Source organism: Roseibium sp., from assembly GCF_965229775.1.
In the GTDB taxonomy this organism is placed as follows: Bacteria; Pseudomonadota; Alphaproteobacteria; order Rhizobiales; family Stappiaceae; genus Roseibium.
Genome location: NZ_OZ245929.1, coordinates 4,127,783 through 4,147,544, shown reverse-complemented (window position 1 = coordinate 4,147,544; position 19,762 = coordinate 4,127,783). Strand labels below are relative to the sequence as shown.

The 19,762-nt window shown below is 56.5% G+C and carries 18 protein-coding genes; 9 read left to right on the top strand and 9 right to left on the bottom strand.

Going from position 1 to position 19,762, the window contains the following annotated elements; genetic code table 11:
• Nucleotide 1 precedes the first annotated feature (1 nt).
• Nucleotides 2–412 (top strand): hypothetical protein, encoded by a 411-nt coding sequence (locus ACO07N_RS18715; RefSeq protein ID WP_421982474.1) that lies wholly within the window; start codon nt 2–4, stop codon nt 410–412.
• Nucleotides 413–470: 58 nt separating this feature from the next.
• Here the strand turns inward: ACO07N_RS18715 and ACO07N_RS18710 are convergent, their stop codons facing one another.
• Nucleotides 471–2,096 carry a P-loop ATPase, Sll1717 family gene (locus ACO07N_RS18710; RefSeq protein WP_421982473.1) on the bottom strand — a complete coding sequence of 542 codons (1,626 nt, stop codon included), beginning with the start codon at nt 2,094–2,096 and terminating at the stop codon, nt 471–473.
• 714 nt (nt 2,097–2,810) lie between these two features.
• Here ACO07N_RS18710 and ACO07N_RS18705 point away from each other — a divergent pair.
• Nucleotides 2,811–4,685 carry an adenylate/guanylate cyclase domain-containing protein gene (locus ACO07N_RS18705; RefSeq protein WP_421982472.1) on the top strand — a complete coding sequence of 625 codons (1,875 nt, stop codon included), beginning with the start codon at nt 2,811–2,813 and terminating at the stop codon, nt 4,683–4,685.
• A gap of 97 nt (nt 4,686–4,782) precedes the next feature.
• On the opposite strand, the gene ACO07N_RS18700 is transcribed toward ACO07N_RS18705, so the two are convergent.
• Nucleotides 4,783–5,385 (bottom strand): VPLPA-CTERM sorting domain-containing protein, encoded by a 603-nt coding sequence (locus tag ACO07N_RS18700; RefSeq protein ID WP_421982471.1) that lies wholly within the window; start codon nt 5,383–5,385, stop codon nt 4,783–4,785.
• A gap of 346 nt (nt 5,386–5,731) precedes the next feature.
• Here ACO07N_RS18700 and ACO07N_RS18695 point away from each other — a divergent pair, with 346 nt between their 5' ends.
• Together ACO07N_RS18695 and ACO07N_RS18690 are read left to right on the top strand one after the other, a co-directional pair.
• The gene (locus tag ACO07N_RS18695) at nt 5,732–7,174 is read left to right on the top strand and encodes a hypothetical protein (RefSeq protein WP_421982470.1); all 1,443 of its coding nucleotides are present in this window, start codon (nt 5,732–5,734) and stop codon (nt 7,172–7,174) included.
• Nucleotides 7,175–7,504: 330 nt separating this feature from the next.
• Nucleotides 7,505–8,017 (top strand): hypothetical protein, encoded by a 513-nt coding sequence (locus ACO07N_RS18690; RefSeq protein WP_421982469.1) that lies wholly within the window; start codon nt 7,505–7,507, stop codon nt 8,015–8,017.
• Here the strand turns inward: ACO07N_RS18690 and ACO07N_RS18685 are convergent.
• Complete coding sequence (locus ACO07N_RS18685; protein WP_421982468.1) at nt 7,944–8,648, bottom strand: hypothetical protein; 705 nt, start codon at nt 8,646–8,648, stop codon at nt 7,944–7,946. The genes ACO07N_RS18690 and ACO07N_RS18685 overlap by 74 nt on opposite strands.
• A gap of 714 nt (nt 8,649–9,362) precedes the next feature.
• On the opposite strand from ACO07N_RS18685, the gene ACO07N_RS18680 reads away from it, so the two are divergent.
• The 3 genes from ACO07N_RS18680 to ACO07N_RS18670 all read left to right on the top strand — a co-directional run bounded on the left by ACO07N_RS18680 (nt 9,363) and on the right by ACO07N_RS18670 (nt 13,449).
• The gene (locus ACO07N_RS18680; RefSeq protein WP_421982467.1) at nt 9,363–10,598 is read left to right on the top strand and encodes a cytochrome P450; all 1,236 of its coding nucleotides are present in this window, start codon (nt 9,363–9,365) and stop codon (nt 10,596–10,598) included.
• Nucleotides 10,599–10,685: 87 nt separating this feature from the next.
• A complete protein-coding gene (locus tag ACO07N_RS18675; protein ID WP_421982466.1) occupies nt 10,686–11,939 on the top strand; it encodes a glycerophosphodiester phosphodiesterase family protein in 1,254 nt (417 codons plus the stop codon).
• Between the two features lie 100 nt (nt 11,940–12,039).
• Complete coding sequence (locus ACO07N_RS18670; RefSeq protein ID WP_421982465.1) at nt 12,040–13,449, top strand: hypothetical protein; 1,410 nt, start codon at nt 12,040–12,042, stop codon at nt 13,447–13,449.
• Between the two features lie 13 nt (nt 13,450–13,462).
• Here ACO07N_RS18670 and ACO07N_RS18665 read toward each other — a convergent pair whose 3' ends face one another.
• The 6 genes from ACO07N_RS18665 to ACO07N_RS18640 all read right to left on the bottom strand — a co-directional run bounded on the left by ACO07N_RS18665 (nt 13,463) and on the right by ACO07N_RS18640 (nt 17,903).
• Entirely contained in the window at nt 13,463–14,044 is a 582-nt protein-coding gene (locus tag ACO07N_RS18665; RefSeq protein ID WP_421982464.1) for a MerR family transcriptional regulator, read from the bottom strand.
• A 9-nt stretch (nt 14,045–14,053) separates the two neighbouring features.
• On the bottom strand, nt 14,054–14,368 hold the full coding sequence (locus ACO07N_RS18660; RefSeq protein WP_023003819.1) for an integration host factor subunit alpha: 315 nt from the start codon (nt 14,366–14,368) through the stop codon (nt 14,054–14,056).
• Between the two features lie 143 nt (nt 14,369–14,511).
• Nucleotides 14,512–15,489 carry a beta-ketoacyl-ACP synthase III gene (locus tag ACO07N_RS18655; protein WP_421982463.1) on the bottom strand — a complete coding sequence of 326 codons (978 nt, stop codon included), beginning with the start codon at nt 15,487–15,489 and terminating at the stop codon, nt 14,512–14,514.
• Nucleotides 15,486–16,550, bottom strand: coding sequence for a phosphate acyltransferase PlsX (plsX, locus tag ACO07N_RS18650; protein ID WP_421982462.1), 1,065 nt, complete (start codon nt 16,548–16,550; stop codon nt 15,486–15,488). The genes ACO07N_RS18655 and plsX overlap by 4 nt, the downstream gene beginning before the upstream one ends.
• Before the next feature lie 213 nt (nt 16,551–16,763).
• Nucleotides 16,764–17,333, bottom strand: a complete 570-nt coding sequence (locus tag ACO07N_RS18645; protein ID WP_421982461.1) for a YceD family protein — start codon at nt 17,331–17,333, stop codon at nt 16,764–16,766.
• Nucleotides 17,334–17,354: 21 nt separating this feature from the next.
• Nucleotides 17,355–17,903 (bottom strand): ubiquinol-cytochrome C chaperone family protein, encoded by a 549-nt coding sequence (locus ACO07N_RS18640; protein WP_421982460.1) that lies wholly within the window; start codon nt 17,901–17,903, stop codon nt 17,355–17,357.
• Between the two features lie 114 nt (nt 17,904–18,017).
• Here ACO07N_RS18640 and ACO07N_RS18635 point away from each other — a divergent pair, with 114 nt between their 5' ends.
• Nucleotides 18,018–18,455, top strand: a complete 438-nt coding sequence (locus ACO07N_RS18635; protein ID WP_421982459.1) for an outer membrane protein assembly factor BamE — start codon at nt 18,018–18,020, stop codon at nt 18,453–18,455.
• A gap of 359 nt (nt 18,456–18,814) precedes the next feature.
• Nucleotides 18,815–19,759 carry a UDP-glucuronic acid decarboxylase family protein gene (locus ACO07N_RS18630; protein ID WP_421982458.1) on the top strand — a complete coding sequence of 315 codons (945 nt, stop codon included), beginning with the start codon at nt 18,815–18,817 and terminating at the stop codon, nt 19,757–19,759.
• Nucleotides 19,760–19,762: the final 3 nt, after the last annotated feature.

Sequence of the window (19,762 nt, the reverse complement as noted above, 5' to 3'; positions counted from 1 at the left end):
AATGACGGAACAGCAGGAAGCCCGTAAAAAACGCTTGGAGCAAAAGAGTGTTGTGACCACGCGTTTGAGTGAAACGACGCGTTTTGTTGCCTTTGGTATAATTGCATGGGTCTTTGCGGTTCAGTCTTCAGACGCTGAGTTTTCAAAATCATATGTATCTACGTATGAGCTTTGGATTAATGCGGCCGGAGTTCTGGCTATCGTCGCGATTACATTTGACTACTTTCAATACCTTTGCGCATATTTTTCGGTTAACCATGCACTATCAAGAAAAAGCCAAGGTTACCGGTATAATCGCAATCATCCAGCGTACCTTCTTCAATCAGTGTGCTTCATATTGAAGCAAGTATTCGTTGCTTTTGCCGCGGTAATTGTCGCTACAACGTTCACTATACATGTCATCTTGAGTTAGAAATTTGTTAATGGCTACTACCACTCAATTACTTGACCGTTTAATGTCATTGGTGTTTTCATCCAATATTTGGAGTAATGCCCAACGCTCTCCAAAACACAGGCGTCACCTTTATGGAAGTGGTCTCGGTTACTTCGCTTGGCGTAATGGTTGCGTCGTCTTTATAGCAAGTCTTTTCTTTGTCACCTTTTTGAAGGCGAACCATCACCGCGCCTACCTTGTATAATACAGCAACTAACTCCCGCACCACTTGGTGTAATCTTCTTTCATTTTCACGCATACTATAAATATTACATTCTCTGACAACGGAATCTGGATTTTTTTGAGCCTCTTGATGATCCATTGTTCGAAGGCACAGCTCGGAAACAAAGTCTCGATTTGCAAGCTCACCAAACGTAATCTTTCCCGTTTTCCCACGTAAGCTTTCAACATAGACTTTCAAGCAAGGATGTAAGCCTTTCCACTCGTGATATAATGCATCCAAACGCTTGTTAGAGTATACAGCCTCCGCATCCACTACATATCTTGATACAATATCGGAGGTTCCCGCTGCCTTATCAAGTATATCATTAACGAATGCAATTATATCTCTTGGTCTGTACTGTGTTCTCTCGCAAATAAATTTGAAGGAATTAATATTTCTAATCTCATTTGGAAAAATATCCTTAAATTTAATCCCCTGTTTAGTATATTTATCTTTAAAAAGAAAGCCTACCCTTTCGTCTACAAGGTGTCGCAATTCATTTTCGCGCCATTTAATGTTTAATAGAGTGCCTTCATACTTTTCAGGCTGGAATCCATCAGTATTCCTTTGGCGAATGGAGCGTTCATATAGATCTGACCTAATTGCGGCAAGTACCTTAATTTTTCTAACTTTTCGAAACCCATTGATAGCTTCAATCAGCGAGTTAATCAGATCGTACTTCAATTCTTCGGGTGCCCAGTCCAAATCTAAATCGTCAATCAGAATGTAGTATTTCTTGTGTTTGTTCGCCATCAGGTCATTCAGAGTCGACATTGCTCTTTGAAGATCACGAAATTGCAGTTCGTTGACTGCTTTTTGCAGTCGTGTTTTGATTTGTACGCTTTGACTGCTGTCGATCTTTGCTTCTGCTTTTGCTCCACCCTCTATTTTGGCAAAACTGTCTCCCAAGATTGCCCTAAGGTGGGTTTCGATCTTTTCTTCCAACCCCTGTGAAATCTCTCTTACTACTTCATCTTGCTCAATCCAAAAATTCTTGTTGTGCGAATCTAAGTATTTTCGCGCCTCCGTGTTTCTTCCAGTCAGCTTGTCAAGCTGAAAGTTAAAAGAACTTTGGTTGTCAAAGAAGCACTGAACGGACTTGCTGAAGATAATATGCTTCCAGAGAAATAGAAACAATACTTTGAAGTCAAAACCGTTTTCTCTCAAAAATTGAATTATATTTGAGTTTGCAATATAATCAAATGATACATTGCTTGGCTCTATTCTTACCGTGTGGTGCTCGAATTCTTCAATATGATTCAGTATTGCAGTTTTACCTGAACCTGTTCTCCCTAGTAAAATACACTTTGAGCTCTCTATATCCAGAAGCTGATCTACCACCGGGATTGATACAAAACAGTTTTGCAGAAACACATCGTCATATTCTGCAGCAATTTCTCCAATATGGGAGTCGCTCTTGTATAGTATTTTCCGCTTCATATTTCTTCCAATGCCGACACAATCATAAATTGAATTTCGCACTATTTTCTTGTTTTTTAAACTATCAAATGAAAAATAATGTGGAATATATTAGATGATCGAGTCTCAATGCGTTTTCGCAGTAAAGCCTCCCTTGTGAATGAGGTCCCTTCTGCAACTAGTTAGTAGCTGTTGAGACAATGGCGAGTTTTTTGAGTTTGATATTCGCCAATCCCGTTCATCGGATTGAACGACTTTTAGGAACTGAAATTGTGGTGGGGTCATATACAGTATCCCTATACCCCGGGGTGGCAGCATCCCCCGCCCGTTTTCCTGTAAAGCACAAAATCCGAGAAGCGGGAGTGCCGCATGGGTGTGTATATTCCAACGGCTCTGGCACACTCTTGGCACAGCACGGGCAGTGTTGGCACAAAATATTTGGGTCTTGCAGTAGCGAATAGAAGATCGTAGACTGCGATAAACAGCTGAATTCATTCAGTCTTCTATGATAGCCGAAGGCGGTGGAGCCTGGTAGCGCACTTCACTGGGGGTGAAGGGGTCGTCGGTTCAAATCCGGCCTGCCCGACCAAGCCGTTTCAACGGCAAAAAGGCAAAATCTCCTATTGCCTAAACCTTCCCCGCCTCTTCCCGCCCTTGCAAAGGTCCTGTCGGGCCAATAGCTTCGGCATGAGGCGCCGGGTGCAGGCGCTCGTCGTGGGGCGACGCAAGGGGCCGATGAAACCGTTTTCCAGATTTTCCATAACCGTCAGCCTGTTCACGGTGACGTTGAGCGTTGCCCTGGCGCTGGCGGCAACCATCATTTCCTATACGCACTATGCCAACCGCGAGACGGCGCTGACGGCCGGGCGCGAGCTCATGGAGCGGTCCGCCGAAGTCGTGCGGCTGCAGACGGCCTCCCTGATCGAGCCGATCAACGCCATCGCGCACTATTCGGGAGACTGGCTCGACGTCAATATCGACCCCAAGGCGAGCGGCCACCCTGCCCGCAAACGGCTGATCTCGTTTCTCTCGGCGATGCCGCAGATCGCCAACATCTATATCGGCTACGAGGACGGCAGCAATTATCTTGTCGGCGCCACCCGCACGCTGCCCGAAGCCCGCCTGGAGGAGATGGGTGCGCCGGAGGGCACAGTGTTTCGAGAGCAGATCATCCTGAGGGGCGACCGGACCAGGCCCATCCAGATCGAGCGCTTTCTGGACGAGAACAGCGTCACGCTGCACACCAATTCAAACGAGGACGAGATTTCCTACGATCCACGGGAGCGGCCCTGGTACGAACAGGCCATCGACAGTCCCCTGGTGGAGCGGACGGACGTCTACCTGTTCACCGGCTCGAAAAAACCCGGCCTGACCGTCAGCAAGCGGCATGCGCGCGGCGTCGTCGGCGTCGATATCACGCTGTCGGACCTCAGTTCGTTCCTTGATTCCGAACCCCAGGCGAGAACCGGGGTTCTCGCGATTATCAGCCATGAGGGCACGCTGCTCGCGCACTCCTCCCTCAAGGACAGCCCGGACGGCGACGACAGATACGCTGCCCTGGCGGCCCTGCAGGAGCAGGTGCGCAATCCGGAGCGTGACACGATCAAGACCGTCGAAGTCAGCGGCCATCCGTGGATGACGCACATATCGGCGATCGGGCTTGGCGCGGGCGAGCGCGAAAACCTCGCGATTGCCCTGCCGTCGCGCGACGTGATCGGCGAGATCACCCGGGCGTCTCAGCGGACGATCCTCGTGTCCGCACTTATCGCGCTGTGCAGCATCCCGTTCATCTGGCTCGTCTCGCGCTCGCTGTCACGCCCGCTCAAGACCCTGGCGAAAGGCACGCAGCGCATCCGCAACTTCGATCTCGACCGGCCGTTTTCGCGCTCATCCGTGGTCAACGAGGTCTTCCAGCTCGAAACAGCCCTGGACCAGATGCGCACATCGCTTCTGACCTTCGGCAGATATGTGCCCAAGGCCCTTGTTCAGCAGATGATCAAGCGGCAGGAAACACCCGAACCCGGCGGCGAGAAGCGGGATGTCACCGTCCTCTTCATGGATATAGAGAACTTCACCGCCATGTCGTCGAAGCTCCCGCCGGAAGAAGTCATGAACCGGATGTCGCGGTATTTCGAGGTGGTCACGCAGACGCTCCTGGCACACGAGGCGACAATCGACAAGTTCATCGGTGACGCCGTCATGGCATTCTGGAACGCACCGAACCATGTCGACGATCACCCGGTAAAAGCCTGCCGCGCCGCGCTTGCCGTGATCGAGGCGTGCAAGGCCGAGACGGATTCCTGGTCCGACGCGGACATCCTGCCTCTCAGGACCCGCATCGGCCTTCATTCCGGCGAAGCCATTGTCGGCAATGTCGGCAGTTCGGACCGCCTGAACTACACGGCGCTTGGCGACACGGTGAATTTCGCCTCGCGGCTCGAGGGACTCAACCGGGAAAAGAAAACCAGCATCCTGGTCAGTGCAGAGCTCGCAAAGCGCGTTGAAGGCCGCATCCAGGTCCGCTCGGCAGGAGACGCGCGCGTCAAGGGATACGACGACACCATCGAAGTGTTCGAGTTGACGGCGGCGCATACAAAGGACGCCGGCTAGAGCTCTTGCCCGCGCCGAAGGCCATCCGGCAGGCAAAGAAAAACCCGCCCGGCATCACGATGCCGAGCGGGTTCGAATTCCTGAACGGGACGCAGGCTTACGCAGCCTGACGCCGCCTCCAGCCAACAAATCCAAGTACCGCGAGCCCTGCTCCCAGAAGTGGCAAGGCCGCCGGAAGCGGCACCGGCGTGACGCGCACAGCGTCGACGTCGAAGCCACCGGTCGACAATCCGCGGGTCGGAGACGTGTCCATGATACGCACCGTGTCGAATGTCCCGGCCAGCGCTATCGGCACCACTCCGCCGCCCTGGGCATCGTCATTGCCGATGGACGCGATGAGTTGGAAATTGATCCCGTCGCCCACGAAGATCTGGGCAGCCTCAGGCCAGTTCAGAACATTTCCGAACGTGATTTCGAAAACGGACACGCTCGTATCGAAAAGCGTTCCGAAAGTCAGGTCGATATAGCTTCCGAAACCGATCTCGAAAAACGAACCGTCATGCGCACCGAGCGCATTCTCAGCGTTGCCGCGATCGTTTGCGCTGCCGCGTGCCGCGTTGGAATCATACGTGATGGAGGTCGCGTAGCCGTTGTCAAAGCCGCCGGCCCCGACCGTATTCCACATGGGTGCCGCGGTGGCGGCAGCTGACCCCGCGAACAGAATTCCTGCTGCAATCGCAGCGCGCACAGTTCCAAGCATCTGAAAATCTCTTTTATTGATTCAACTTTTATGCATTACAGCTGCTTCGTAGCTGCTTGGCGACTGATGTGTCAACGCATTTCAGGCCTTCTTTAACCTTACGTAGCGTCGTTCAATACTTCATAGTTAATGCGCTCCACGCGATCCGCCCGTCCTCACACGTCGCACGGGACTGTCCACTGCCATCGGGACAGATCAAATCGTTGCGGATTGGAGATACCTTAGGCTGTGGTGTAGGCTGCTCCAACCGGCGCTGCGACGCCCAAGTTGCATGCCCAGGCCGGCTTCAGTCCGCTGAAAAAGATGGGCCGGACCAGGACGCGGAAACTGAAAAGGAGCCTTGCCAATGACCATGATCAGGAACCGTCTGTTGTCCAGCGCGGGCGCGTGCGCCGCACCAATTCTGCTGGCGCTTGCAGTATCGCCTTCTCCTGCCTCCGCTCCACTTCTCGTCACGACCGGCGCAGACACCGGCGAAGGGTCCTTTCGTGCGGCACTTGAGACAGCGTCCCGGGACACCAAGACAAGGCCGATCTTCATCGTGACGGGTGATGACATCGACATTCAAACAACCCTTGCCTATTCGGGCCGCGCACCTCTTGAAATATACGGCAACGGACAGACGGTTCATGCCCGGGAAAACGTGACGCTGCTCGAAATCTCCGAGGGTGCCGACCTTTCCGTTTCGAAACTCCATTTCAAGGGCCCGGGCGGCTTCAGCATCGAAAACCGCGGCGACGAAGCCGGCTCAGGCGGAAAGGGCATTTTTCTCGATGTGAGAGACGATCAGACCGGGGTCGTTCATATGGCGCTTGAAAACGTCTCGGTGTCCGGCGTTGCCTATCATGGCATACATATTTCGGATTGCGACCTTGCCGACGCATGCGGCGGCGGCAGCGGCGGCGGTGGCGACGGTGCCCCGGCCTCCATCAATGCGCAGCTTACGGATGTCAGAATTGAGAGAGTGGGTCTCGGCGCGTTTGACGCCGACGGGATCCGGGTCGACGAACGCGGGGACGGCGACATCACGTTCGTTTCCTACAACTCCGTCTTCCGCAAGGTGGGCGCGGACGGCGTGGAACTTGATGAAGGCGATGCCGGGAGCGTTTACGCCTCTGCCGTCGAGAACCGGTTTCTGGACAACGGCGATTACTGCGACCCCAGGATCCTGCACAGCTATCTGCCCGATGAGCCCGATGGGGAGTTCGATGATGGGGAGAAAAGCGAAGCCGACCTCCCTGCAGCCGTAACCGGCTCGCCGGACGACCGTTGTTTTGAACGCGAGATATCGCTTCATGCGTCCGGGTTCGTCGAAGAGTATGAATTCTCAATCGATCTTGATGACGGCATCGACATCGACGAAGCAGGTGACGGCGACCTGGTCGTGACGATGACCGACAGCGAAATCACCGGCAATCTCGACGAAGGTGTCGACCTGGACGAGGAAGACGCAGGCAATGCCGTCATCTCCCATGTCAGGTCGTTTGCCGATCACAATACGGATGACGGATTTCGGACGTCAGAATCAGGCCCGGGCGACCTGACGGCAGTCGTCTACGAAGTCGGCGCGTGGAAAAACGGCGGCAACGGACTGCGCTTCGACGAAGCGGGCCAGGGAATGGTCACGGTAACCATCCACAGGGTCACCACCGCCGGAAACGACGACGGCAACGATACGGGCATACGCGTTTCAAGAGAGGGCGACGGCGAGGGCACGTTGACGGTGGATCAGTCGGACCTTCGCGATGGAATCGATGCGCGCAATGTCGAGGTCGTTGACGTGAAGTGAAGCCTGCGCACAAAAACGTCGCGTTTTCGTGGTTTCATCAAGTCGCGACACGGGCCGAACATGGTTCGCTCCCGCAAATGTGCTTTCATCCGGGCCACGACGGATCGTAATGTTCCCGTCTTTCGAAATTGAGTCGGGCTGTCGCTTTGTCAGGCACGGAGATTGGTGCAAACTTGATCGAAAATGGCTATATTAAGCGTGTTTTCATCCAGCCGCTTCCAGAGCCGCGATGAAGACCTATAAGAAAGACCGTGCCGGACAGACATCCGGCAGAATCGTTCTGAGTTGTCACGGACCAAGGGACTTCCGGTGACAGGCGGAGGAAACTGAATGCATATCAAGCGCGTTGATCCGGCGAACATGAAAGGATTGGCGGGTCAGCACATACAGGAGCTTGAAGCGTTCCTGAGGGCAACGGACGGAAAGTTCCGGCCGGACATGCCCCAGTTTCATCGTGTCGTCTTCACGTCGATCGCCGCAAATGGCGACCATATCCCGCAGATCGGATATGTCGGACAGAGCAGTTACATCAAGGAAGTCATGGAAGGCCAGTTCGGCAGCGATTTCGCGTCGGCCATCCGGAGCCAGGATCCCAAATTCGACCAGGCCGTTGCCGGCGGGTTCGCAAGGGCCGCTCAGGGCGACAGGGTTTTCGAACTCGTTGAGATGGAGGTGACGCCTCCCGGCGCGCTCACCAACATACCGGTCAGCTATTACCGTCTGATCGAAAGGCTGTGGCTCGGCACGCCGAAGCCGGTGCTCGTGAACCTCACCCTGCCGACGACGGCGCAGTTTCATGAGCATCTATTTTTGCAAGATAGAGAACGTCTGACGGCCAGTTGAACAGGAACATGTCGTCCTGCTTCCTGTCCTCCGGCGGGTTCAGCCATCTTGTGGCGTAGGGATACCTGTGGAACGCCCCGTAGATATCCCCCAGGGATTTGCGCACCCTGTCGGCTCTTGCGAGGCCGACGCACGCATTTGCGTCCTGCCACGTCGCCAGCCCGAGATACAGGTTCATCCGCGCAATGAGCGCCAACCTCTCCAGAGACAGCCGGGCCGAGCCGTGACCCGAGACATTCAACGCGTCCCCGGAGTAGATGACCTTGCCTTGTATTTCCTTCATAGGCGGACACACCCAGGATTCGTCGATCGGATACTCCGGTCCGTAAATCCGGGACAGTTGCACCCTGTGGTAGTCGAGATACTGCATCGCGCCGGTATCGAACAGCTGGCTGCAATAGAATGAAACAGGTTCGTCGTCGGCAAAGGCCACGTGGCAGAAACCGTTGTGGCCGTTGAAGTCAAAAAACCGCGTCTGGAAAAAGGGGGTAACGTCCTTGCCGCACTTTTCAAGCGCCGGAATGACTTCGCTGAAATCCCGCAGGACACGGGCCGTGCAACCGAGCCCGTAGAGCCTGGCCCGGCACGCTGAATACGCATTGAACAAGATCGAAACGTCTTCAGGTCCCAAGGAACCCCCCAATTACGTCAAGTCGCAGGTCCGCATGATCGCGATCAGCAGGAAATGAACAGGATGATATTCCTAACGGTCTTCCGTGGAGAGCGGACACCAGAAGCCGCTCCGCTCCTGCAACAGGATCGGTCCGGACCTCACAGCCACAGTATTATTCCCTATTCGCTGTTTTGACTAGAAAAAAACGGCGAATTTACCATAAATTGGAACTTATTTGGAAAATGAAGACTGTTAAATTCCAGTAAAATTTTATCTATTTTCCGTATTGCAAGCAGCTTTCTTCAAAGCAGCCACAAAAGTACCGCAGATGCAGTCATCACACCCGGTAATATACTCGATAAATTATGTTTTCGCACGCTTTAAACTGAATAGAGGTGGGGTCGAAACGCAAATACAGGCATCTGCTGCAGTTATTGATTAATTTCCGCAGGCCAAGCTGACCTGGTGCCGAACCTAATCCACACAGGCGCCCTGCTTCTTCGCCCGGCGAGACCCTATTTGCCGACAAAACGGGAAGCGTCGCCCAGTGGCATTGGCGCGTTTTCCCCTTTTCCTGCGGTTCCCGGCCGCCTTGCAAAATAGAAGGACCTTGCAAACCAATCCTCAATGCCGGATTTCAGGAGGTGATCCCTTGCAACACCTCATAAAAATCCCAGACCCTGAAATGAACCACCGCCAACCATTCGTCCCTTCCAGATCAGTGAGCCCCGAATGAACCCGTCGCCGCTCCCCGCCTTCGATCCCCTGTCCGATGCGTTCGCGAAAGATCCCTACCCCTATTACGACGCCTTGAGGGCGCAGCCGGGCCTGACCTATTTCGAGGATTTCGATGTCTGGCTGGCAGCAAGGTTCGACGATGTGTCGGACATCGTCATGAATGACAGCATGGTCCGCTCGCTGGATCACATTGCCGGCGCTGAAGAAATCGCCGAACAGAAACGTGCAGGCAACTGGCACGACATGCCGCATCACAGCCGATTCGTTCAGTTCTCCCTGCTCGACAGCGACGGCGACGTGCATGACCGCTTGCGAAAGCAGGTTTTCAAGCTGTTCACACCGGTGATGGTCAACAACCTGCGCACCAGCATTCAGGCTTATGTTGACACGCTGTTCGACGCGCTCGCGGACAGAACCGGCATTGACTTCGTTGAAGATCTGGCGGCACACGTTCCGGGGCACATCATCGGCCGTATCCTCGGCGTGCCGGACGCGGACTGCCCGCAGCTCCGGACGTGGTCGGAAAACATCGTCCAGTTCTTCGATATCGACAGATCGGATGAACGAAAGGCACTCGCCGAACGCAATACGACCGAGTTCTATCACTATCTTCTCGACCTGAAGGCAGCCCGCGAGAAAGCACCCCGGGACGATCTACTTTCTGTCATGATCGAGGCGGAAAGACAGGGTCACATGTCGCATGACGAGTTGTTCTCCACGGCCATGCTGATCCTGATGGCCGGGCACGGATCGACAATCGACGTTCTGGGCAGCGGCATGCACGCGCTTCTGACATTCCCAGCCGAACTGCAGCGCCTGCGCGACGAGCCTGGCCTCATGAAAACAGCGGTACAGGAGATGTTCCGGTACGAATCTCCGCTGCCCTTTTTCCACCGCTATTGCACGGAGGATGTCGAGATTTGCGGTCAGGACTTTCCGCGCGGGACCAAGTTCGGTGTCCTGTACGGTTCGGCGAACCGGGACCCGAAGCAGTTTCCGAACGCCGACCGGTTCGATGTCGGGCGCGCACCGAACTGGCACATAGCATTCGGGCGCGGCGCGCATTTCTGCCTCGGCAATCACCTGGCGCGGCTCGACATGGACATCATTTTCTCGACTTTGCTGAAACGCTTCAATTCGATAGAACTTGTAGAAGAGACTGTGACCTACAAACGGGGATTATCGGTCAGGGGACCTGAAACGCTCCGTATTCGATGGAAAAACATCTGAGCCGGGCATGTGTCCCGGACTTCCCGAAATCCTGGGCGAGACCTCCCGATCCGCTCCCGGACAAACCTGAAAACGAGAGAACCTGCCATGTCCTTGCCAGCGAATTTTCGACAGCACCCCCGCAAGGGCGGTTTTCTCAAACAGACCGCTTCCGCCTGTCTCGCCGGGCTGGCGGTCGCCGGATCGCCTTCTCCCGGCACAGCGGAAACAGTTTCGGTCGGCCCCCGCCCCGCCTATCTCGTCAGCCAGATGGCGGACAGCGACCTGAAAACAAAGCTTGAGAGCTGCATTGGCCAGCCGGTCGGCCAGACCCTGTTTTCGATTTCCCACCGCGGGGCACCGCTGCAGTTTCCCGAGCACACCGAGGAAGGCTACCGCGCAGGCGCGCTGATGGGTGCCGGCATCCTGGAATGCGACGTCACCTTCACCAAGGACAAGGAACTTGTCTGCCGCCATTCGCAGAGCGATCTGCATACGACGACGGACATTCTGGCGACGGATCTGGCCGGAAAATGCACCGGCGCATTCGTACCGGCGCAAGGTGACGCACCGGCCTCCGCCGAGTGCCGGACCTCGGACATCAGCCTTTCCGAGTTCAGGACCTTGCGCGGCAAGATGGACAGTGCCGACAAGACCGCACAATCCGTCGACGACTACCTGAAGGGAACCGCGGACTGGCGGACCGAACTGTACGGTCATACGGGAACCCTGATGACCCATGCGGAGTCGATCGACCTCTTCAAGGAGCTCGGCGTCAAGTTCACACCGGAACTGAAGGCACCGAAGGTTGCCATGCCGTTCGACGGATTTTCGCAAGCCGACTATGCGCAGAAGCTGATTGACGACTACAAGGCCGCCGGTGTGCCTGCTGAAGATGTGTTCGCCCAGTCATTCAATCTCGAAGACGTTCTCTACTGGATCGAAAACGAGCCGGAATTCGGGAAACAAGCGGTCTATCTCGACGGCCGGCGCGACCTCAATCCCCTCGACCCATCGACTTTCTCGCCCTCCATGGCCGAACTGAAGGAGATGGGCGTCAATTATGTGGCACCGCCACTTTTCGTGCTCCTGACCCTGGAAGACGGCAAGATTGTCCCCTCGCCCTACGCCGAAGCCGCCAAGGCAGCCGGGCTCAAACTGATCACCTGGACGCTGGAGCGTTCGGGCCCGCTTACAGCGGGCGGCGGCTGGTACTACCAGACCGTGGGAGAGGCCATCGGCGGTGACGGAGACATGATGGACGTCATGCACGTCCTTGCGCAAGACGTGGGTGTGGAAGGCATTTTTTCCGATTGGCCGGCAACGACGAGCTTTTATGCCAGCTGCATGGGATTGAAATGAGGCTGTGCCTGCGCCGCCGGGATTGTGCACTTTGCTAATACCTTGTTCACCGATTTTGTTTACCCTTACGCAGCGTTGAAAACAGTCTGCGGTCAATGAGTTGAAAATACATCCTCTTTCAAGCGTCGACAGCCAGATCCTGCATCAAGAATTCCGGCCACTGGGCGGTGACAGGATCCGGCTGATCCTTGCCGAAGCGGCCGGACATGTCGGGCTGAATGCGGAGGACTGCGTTCAGCTGGAGACGGGATCTGAACACGACATCTCCCTTCAAGTCGCGGATTTGAAAGTGTCGGTCGTGCAGTCGATCCCGTTTGCCGAAGACGACTATCTGCAGGTTGCCCTCGACACGTTTTCGCTTGAAAACTTCATCAAGGGCGACCAGCGCATCGACGATGCGGTGACAGCCTGTACGCATGTTTCCATCCAACCGGTTTCCGGTGACAATGTGACGGCTCTGAATGGTTCCGACGCCCCGGGCGCCGGCAATCAGGCTGTTTTCGAGGATACGGAGAGTGCGCTCCGGGCCATGTCGTTCGCCAAGGCGATCGTAACGGGCCTTCTGGCGGAGACGGACTCTGTCTCGGTCTTCTGGGGTCCGAGCACCTTTCTGCTCGAACCGGAGACATTCAGGCGGCTGGCCGCGGCAAAAGAAGAATTGCTCCTTTACCTGCACTGTCACCTTTATTCCGAAGACGATCCGAAGACCGGCGAAACACTGACCGGTGTCGTCGCCGCCGGTGCCCAATGGCTTGTGGGACGGTACGTGGAGATCAAACCGTGTTCGCAACCGCCCGAGTATCTCGTCGAAAAAGTCTATGATTTCGTTCGCACGGCGCTCAAGTCCGGCAGCATCGGAACCGACGGACTGTCTTTCGGCAGAGACGAAGACGAAAAGATCGAGATCCGGATGGAACCATCCGAGGGTTACGCCCCGGGGCGGATCCTGTTGCAGGTCATGCACGGGGACGAACAGGCGCGCGCAGACGAAGGCGAGAGCGCACTTGCGCAAGACCCTCCTGCCCAGGCCGCCAAAGAAACCGATCCTGTTCCCCTCGATCCGCCACCTGCTCCCGCGCAGCACCGGCTTCCGGCAACAGCCGATTTCCGGGATTTCGATGATGACGACGCAGAGCTGGACCCGGACAATCCGGTCGACGCTGCCATCCTGCAGCGGCTGGCAGAGCTGAACGACACCGGAGCGGACGAAGAAGACGCCACCGCCGGGGAAGACGTTTCGACGCCAGCGGAAGACGAACCGGCTCCGATTGCGGTTGCGGTTGCGGCAGAACCAGCTCCCGAACCTGTCTTGGCAGACGCCGGCGATCAGGCGGTGGACAGTGCCGAGGCCGGGCAACGGCCAAGACCAAAGAAGCCTCAGCCCAAGCGCATGTCCATGGCCGAACTCAGGAGTTTCGCGCAAGAAGCTCAGGTCGCCCAGAAGGACCGGGACGTTTCGACAAAAAAGCGCGGCTTTATCGGAAAGATGTTCAACGGAAAAGCAGGCTGACCGGTTGCGCGCGTTACCTGGCCTGATCCAGGGTCCGCTTGCATTCCAGCAATTCAAACAGGGTGGCCTGCAGCCGGCGGATATCTTCCTTGGAAACCGCTGACGGCCCCGTTGCCGAACCCGGTGTCGGCTTTTCCCCCCTGAGCCTGTTCAGGAAATTCATCCCGCCGGACGCAGGCGGCGAAGATGTCTCTTCGCTATCTTCCGGAAGAACGCCATTGGGCAAGGCTTCTTCCGGTACGGGAGCTGTTTCGGATGCGGCGGCCGGCTGAGCTTCGTCGGTCTGGACGGTCATCGTGGCCAATGGCGAGGCATCTTCGCGCCAGATCTGGGTCACGAAGCGCTGGCCCTGTTCCTTCAGGATGCGTTGTACGCCCTTTATGGTGTAGCCTTCACCGTAAAGAAGATGCCGGATACCCTTGAGAAGTTCGACATCGTCGGGACGATAGTATCTGCGTCCGCCGCCGCGCTTCAGCGGCTTTATCTGAGAAAACCGCGTCTCCCAAAAGCGCAAGACATGTTGCGGCAAGTCCAGATCTTCTGCGACTTCGCTTATCGTTCGAAAGGCGTCCGGGCTTTTTTCCTGTGAAGTCATCCGGTCGTTTTATTTGCTGGCCTGCCCTGTCAGCGCATCATTGATCCGCTGCTTCAAAACGTTTGACGGCTTGAACACCATCACGCGACGCGGTGAAATCGGTACTTCCTCACCTGTCTTCGGATTGCGGCCGATACGCTCACCCTTGGAGCGGACCACAAATGAACCGAAGCTTGATAATTTTACCGATTCGCCGGTAACAAGACAGTCCGAAATTTCAGAAAGTACACGCTCGACCAGTTCTGACGACTCGGTTCGCGAGAGGCCGACCTTTTGATAAACGGCTTCACACAAATCCGCACGGGTAATAGTCCGATTGCCCATGACCCCTCCACAAAGATGCCAGCGATCTGGCTGATTTTGCAATGGAACTCCAACGCAAGGCCCTACGGTATTGCCTCACGGCGGGTCGGTCAACCGGAACTCCACCTCAAGATAATATTTGTCGGCAATGGACTTGCCGCCGATTACCAGCGCAGGAGAACCGATCCCCAGGTGAAGCCGCCACCCATGGCCTCGAGCATCACGAGATCGTTGTTTTTGACACGTCCGTCCTTCAGCGCCGTGTCGAGCGCCAGTGGGATCGAAGCTGCAGAGGTGTTGCCGTGCAACTGTACGGTTGTGACAACTTTTTCAGGAGCGATGCCGAGCTTTTTCGCGCTCGCGTCAATGATGCGCTTGTTCGCCTGGTGCGGCACGAACCAATCCAGATCCTCCGACGTCAGTCCCGTTGCCGCGTATGCGTCCTCGATAACGTCAGTGATCATGCCCACCGCATGCTTGAAGACCTCACGGCCTTCCATGCGAAGATGTCCAACCGTCTGTGTCGAGGATGGTCCTCCGTCGACATAGAGTTTTTCCTTGTGACGGCCGTCCGAACGCAGGTGGCTGGTGAGAATTCCCCGGTCGGCATTCGTGCCCGTGCCGCCGGTTTTCTCCAGCACCACGGCTCCCGCGCCGTCGCCGAACAACACGCAGGTCGTCCTGTCTTCCCAGTCAAGTATCCTGGAGAAAGTCTCCGCTCCGATGACAAGGCAGCGCTCGGACACGCCTGCGCGAATATAGGCGTCCGCCGTGGTCATGGCGAAGACGAAACCAGAACAGACGGCCTGCACGTCGAAGGCGAAGCCCTGGGTGATGCCCAGCTTGGCCTGCACCGTCACGGAGGTTGCCGGAAACGTGTTGTCGGGCGTTGCCGTTGCAAGAATGATCGTATCGATGTCTTCCGCCTTGCGTCCGGCGCTTTCCAGCGCACGGCGCGCCGCCTCCAACGCGAGATCGGACGTCACCTCGCCTTCGGCGGCAATGTGACGTTGCCTGATGCCGGTCCGCTGGACGATCCACTCGTCGGACGTGTCGACCTGCCTTGCGAGATCGTCATTGGTAAGAACATTGTCGGGCAGATAACTGCCGCACCCGGTCACGGTCGAACGGACTACGCTCACAAATCACCTTCCGTTGTCGGCGCGGCTTCAGCGAAGCGGCCGCGATGGTAGTGCACAAGATCCTGCGCAATCTTGTGCGTCAACTCGTTTTTCACCATGTCATAGGCCAGATCGATCGCCGAAGCATAGCCTTCAGCGTCCGTGCCGCCATGGCTTTTGATCACAATTCCGTTCAGCCCGAGAAACACGCCCCCGTTCACCTTGCGGGGATCCATTTTCTCACGAAGGAGATCAAAGGCACCCTTGGCAAACAGATAGCCGATCTTGGACATAAAGGTTCGATTCATCGCGGAGCGCAAGTAACTGCCGATCTGCTTCGCAGTGCCTTCGGCTGTCTTGAGCGCAATGTTGCCTGCAAATCCCTCCGTCACGACGACATCGACTGTGCCCTTGCCGAGATCATCCCCTTCGACGAAACCTGCGTATTCGAGGGAACGCAGCGGTGTTTCCCGCAGAAGCCGCCCGGCGGTCCTGACGTCCTCGAGCCCCTTGACCTCCTCGACACCGATGTTGAGAAGACCGACGCTCGGACGCTGAACGCCAAACAGCGCACGTGCCATCGCGCCGCCGAGAATGGCGAAGTCTATCAGTTGCTGCGCGTCGGCGCCGATCGTCGCCCCGACATCCAGAACGACCGACTCCCCGCGCGTGGTCGGCCAGATCGCGGCGATGGCTGGCCGTTCGATATTGGCCATCGTGCGCAGACAGAATTTCGACATGGCCATCAAGGCACCGGTGTTTCCGGCGGAGACGGCCACGGAGGCATCACCGGATTTCACCGCCTCGATGGATCGCCACATGCTGGACCGCCAGCGGCCCTGCCGCAGTGCCTGGCTCGGTTTCGTATCCATGGCGATGGAAACATCACAATGATGCAGGACCGACGCGTCCCGCACCCGCGGGTACTGTTCCAGCAGCGGGCGAATGACGTTCTCGTTTCCGTAAAGCAGGAAGCGGATCTCGGGGTGACGAACAAGTGCGATCTCTGCACCGGGAATAACGACTTCGGCCCCGCTGTCGCCGCCCATGGCATCCAAGGAAATCGTAATTGTCTTCGCCATTCAGAAGGTCTTTTAACGTTTCACACAAAAGGACGGCACAGGTCAGCGCACCTACGGGTCAACACCCTTCGCGGAGGGGCTGGAGTCGGGCGCGAACATAACGGTTTTGCCCGGAGTGACAACCGTTTTCCTGAACTCTTTCCGAACTTACGCCCAAAACATCCACCCATGACATTGCACAGATGCCCGACACGCACCGCGAAACCCATTATTTCAGTCTTCCTGCCTGGATTTTAAAGCCTCCAGCGCCGCGAAAGGCGAAGGTTCCTTCTCGCCTTCGTCTTCCTCCCCGGTTTCCGTTTCGCCACCTTGAAACTCGACGCCGGGTTTTCGCGGAAACGGATCGAGCGAAAGCGCGAGTTCCTCGCAGATGACCGCTCCGAGGTCGACGACGCCGTCAACCACAAGGTCGGGGGGATCCAGAGCCTCGAGATCGATCTCGATCTCGCCGTCTTCGTTCAGATCCCGGATCTTGCCGGACCTGCTTGACGCCGGTTCGAAGGTCCGGTCCACCTCCAGTTTCAGCTCGCTTTCGAACGGCTCCAGCGTCACCACGCAGGTTTGCGTCACCGACGCCAGAACCGGGCCGACGACCCGGACACCGGCCTTGCGATAGGGTTTCAGCGTGAAGCGGGCCTCCAGGTCGCGGATGCGCACGAAGTCATACGCGGCGGCAATTGCTTCCAAAGCGGCGGCATCGGGCTTCACGGCGATCGTCTCATCCTTGTCGACGACCCGATTCGCGTTCACCTTGAATGCGTATGGGAATGTTTCTTTTTTCATTTTCAGTTTTCCGCTGCCGTTTTACACGGGCAAATCCTTGTAGGCTCCAGGATCCGGCCAAATCAGCTTTCCCTGCATGAGGTCAGCGGTTGCCTGTCCCGACAATTTGTCTGCTGCGTCCAGCATATACCTGGCAAGACGCATCTGCGCCATCGGCTCGGGATTGTCGGGAAACAGATTGCGTCCCACCGCGGCTGCGAGCGCTTCCGCGTCGGCAGCGTCAATGGCGGGAATATACGCATCCGCCCTGCCGTAGAAGGCTTCCCCCATCACCTTGACCTTCTTCGGAACGCGCGTGTCGCTTACGCCCATTTCCCGGAGGGAGGCGTCCATGTCCTGGAAAAACAGATCGAATACGGCCTGGGCGAATTGCGAGACCTTCGCGCCCTCGCCGCGCATCCGCCTGAAATAAAGCACAGCGTGCAGAACGATAAGATCAAATCTGCCGTCAATCGTATCCGGTACGAGAAAGTCTGTATAAAACTCCGGCTGCCGCGCTTGAGCCACGATTTCACAATAGACCTCGTGTTCAGCTTCTGTGGACCGGCGGCGAAACAGGCCGAATACCATGACCGTCTCCATTTGACTCAGGTGTTGCCTTGTGCCCTATCCCACGATAGTGAGTTTGCCAAGCAACGAAATACAAGATCGGCCAGTGTGGCCTGGCGAAACGGGACTTCTTAGATGAACTTCAAGGCGAGCGCCCTGATCCTTCCGCTTCTGGCGACCCTGCCGCTCGGCGGTTGCTTCACCTCCACCTATACGCATGGACATGTGGTGACGACATCCATGTTGAACCAGGTGCAGGTCGGTTCCAGCCGAGAGCAGGTTGAACTGGTTCTAGGCTCGCCCTCGACAACTTCAAGCCTGAGCGGGGATGCCTATTACTATATCTCCCAGAAAACGGCGACCACGGCCTTTCTTTCACCCGACATCGTCGAGCAACGCGTCGTGGCAATCTACTTCGACGATGACGGATTTGTTCAGGATATCGGCAACTACACGCTCGAAGACGGCAAGATCGTCGATATCGTCACCCGCAAGACCCGCACGGGCGGTGCGGATTACGGCTTCCTGACGCAGATCCTCCGGGGTGCGACCAACCCGGGTCTTGGGCTCTAGCAGCGACGGCGCGAAGCGGCCGGCCAGTTCGCTGCAGCGCCTGTCCTCCTCGTGAAACGCAATTTGTTTCCTGCGCGACAACCGCCCGCTCCTTCGGCCCTTGTTCCATTGAGTGCCGGCGGAACCAGTGTGCCTGGAACCCAGCCTTTCGCCTGCTCTACACCCACGCATAAGGCCGAGCTTGTGAAAGCTGCCGCTTTCAGAGTAAACCGCATGTGTTCAAGGGAACGGCGCCTGCGCCTGCAAGGCAGCGGCGCGAACAGCCTTCCGTTGCGACGTATCAGGACTCCTCACCCAGGTTCGGGGTGCGGACGTGACCAAAACAAAGAAACAGAACCCAGGGCGCGGGAATTCAATTCATGAAAATTGCGAACAGGAAAAGAATTCTCGTCACGGGCGGCGCCGGTTTTCTGGGATCGCATCTGTGCGAGCGTCTTCTGGACGAAGGCGCCGATGTCTTGTGCATCGACAATCTCTACAGCGGCACCAAGGACAACATCTCCCATCTGCTCGCAAACCCCCATTTCGAGTTTCAACGGCACGACGTCACGTTTCCGATCTATCTGGAGGTCGACGAGATCTACAACCTCGCCTGCCCGGCGTCGCCCGTCCACTACCAGCGCGACCCTGTCCAGACGACCAAGACGAGTGTCCACGGCTCCATCAACATGCTGGGCCTCGCCAAGCGCACCAGGGCACGCATCTTTCAGGCCTCCACGAGCGAGGTCTATGGAGACCCCGAGGTACACCCGCAAACCGAAGACTACTGGGGCCGCGTCAATCCGATTGGCGTCCGATCCTGTTACGATGAGGGCAAGCGCTGCGCGGAAACGCTCTTCTTCGACTACAACCGCCAGCACGGCCTGGAGATCAAGGTCGCCCGCATCTTCAACACATACGGGCCGCGCATGCACCCCAATGACGGCAGGGTCGTCAGCAATTTCATCGTGCAGGCCCTGCAGGGCAACGACATCACGATCTACGGAGACGGGCTTCAGACGCGCAGCTTCTGCTATGTCGACGACCTCATTGAAGGTTTCGTCCGCCTGATGGCCTCACCCGGTGAGCTGACCGGGCCAATCAATCTCGGCAATCCGTCCGAATTCACGATCCGCGAACTCGCAGAAACCGTCCTGGACCTCGTCGGCGGAAGCTCGAAACTCATCTACCGGCCGCTTCCGCATGACGACCCGAAACAGCGTCAGCCGAACATCGCGCTGGCGAAGTCGGAACTTGACTGGGCTCCCAAAATCCCCCTCAAAGAGGGACTCAAAAAGACCATCGCCTATTTCAGGGAACTGTGAACC

What these genes read in the sequence shown, in the direction of transcription:
- ACO07N_RS18700 (WP_421982471.1), bottom strand. Translation starts at nt 5,385, where the DNA reads ATGCTTGGAACTGTGCGCGCTGCGATTGCAGCAGGAATTCTGTTCGCG.
- ACO07N_RS18675 (WP_421982466.1), top strand. Translation starts at nt 10,686, where the DNA reads ATGTCCTTGCCAGCGAATTTTCGACAGCACCCCCGCAAGGGCGGTTTT.
- plsX (WP_421982462.1), bottom strand. Translation starts at nt 16,550, where the DNA reads ATGGCGAAGACAATTACGATTTCCTTGGATGCCATGGGCGGCGACAGC.
- ACO07N_RS18695 (WP_421982470.1), top strand. Translation starts at nt 5,732, where the DNA reads ATGACCATGATCAGGAACCGTCTGTTGTCCAGCGCGGGCGCGTGCGCC.
- ACO07N_RS18690 (WP_421982469.1), top strand. Translation starts at nt 7,505, where the DNA reads ATGCATATCAAGCGCGTTGATCCGGCGAACATGAAAGGATTGGCGGGT.
- ACO07N_RS18710 (WP_421982473.1), bottom strand. Translation starts at nt 2,096, where the DNA reads ATGAAGCGGAAAATACTATACAAGAGCGACTCCCATATTGGAGAAATT.
- ACO07N_RS18635 (WP_421982459.1), top strand. Translation starts at nt 18,018, where the DNA reads ATGAACTTCAAGGCGAGCGCCCTGATCCTTCCGCTTCTGGCGACCCTG.
- ACO07N_RS18680 (WP_421982467.1), top strand. Translation starts at nt 9,363, where the DNA reads ATGAACCCGTCGCCGCTCCCCGCCTTCGATCCCCTGTCCGATGCGTTC.
- ACO07N_RS18665 (WP_421982464.1), bottom strand. Translation starts at nt 14,044, where the DNA reads ATGACTTCACAGGAAAAAAGCCCGGACGCCTTTCGAACGATAAGCGAA.
- ACO07N_RS18630 (WP_421982458.1), top strand. Translation starts at nt 18,815, where the DNA reads ATGAAAATTGCGAACAGGAAAAGAATTCTCGTCACGGGCGGCGCCGGT.
- ACO07N_RS18640 (WP_421982460.1), bottom strand. Translation starts at nt 17,903, where the DNA reads ATGGTATTCGGCCTGTTTCGCCGCCGGTCCACAGAAGCTGAACACGAG.
- ACO07N_RS18715 (WP_421982474.1), top strand. Translation starts at nt 2, where the DNA reads ATGACGGAACAGCAGGAAGCCCGTAAAAAACGCTTGGAGCAAAAGAGT.
- ACO07N_RS18705 (WP_421982472.1), top strand. Translation starts at nt 2,811, where the DNA reads ATGAAACCGTTTTCCAGATTTTCCATAACCGTCAGCCTGTTCACGGTG.
- ACO07N_RS18645 (WP_421982461.1), bottom strand. Translation starts at nt 17,333, where the DNA reads ATGAAAAAAGAAACATTCCCATACGCATTCAAGGTGAACGCGAATCGG.
- ACO07N_RS18660 (WP_023003819.1), bottom strand. Translation starts at nt 14,368, where the DNA reads ATGGGCAATCGGACTATTACCCGTGCGGATTTGTGTGAAGCCGTTTAT.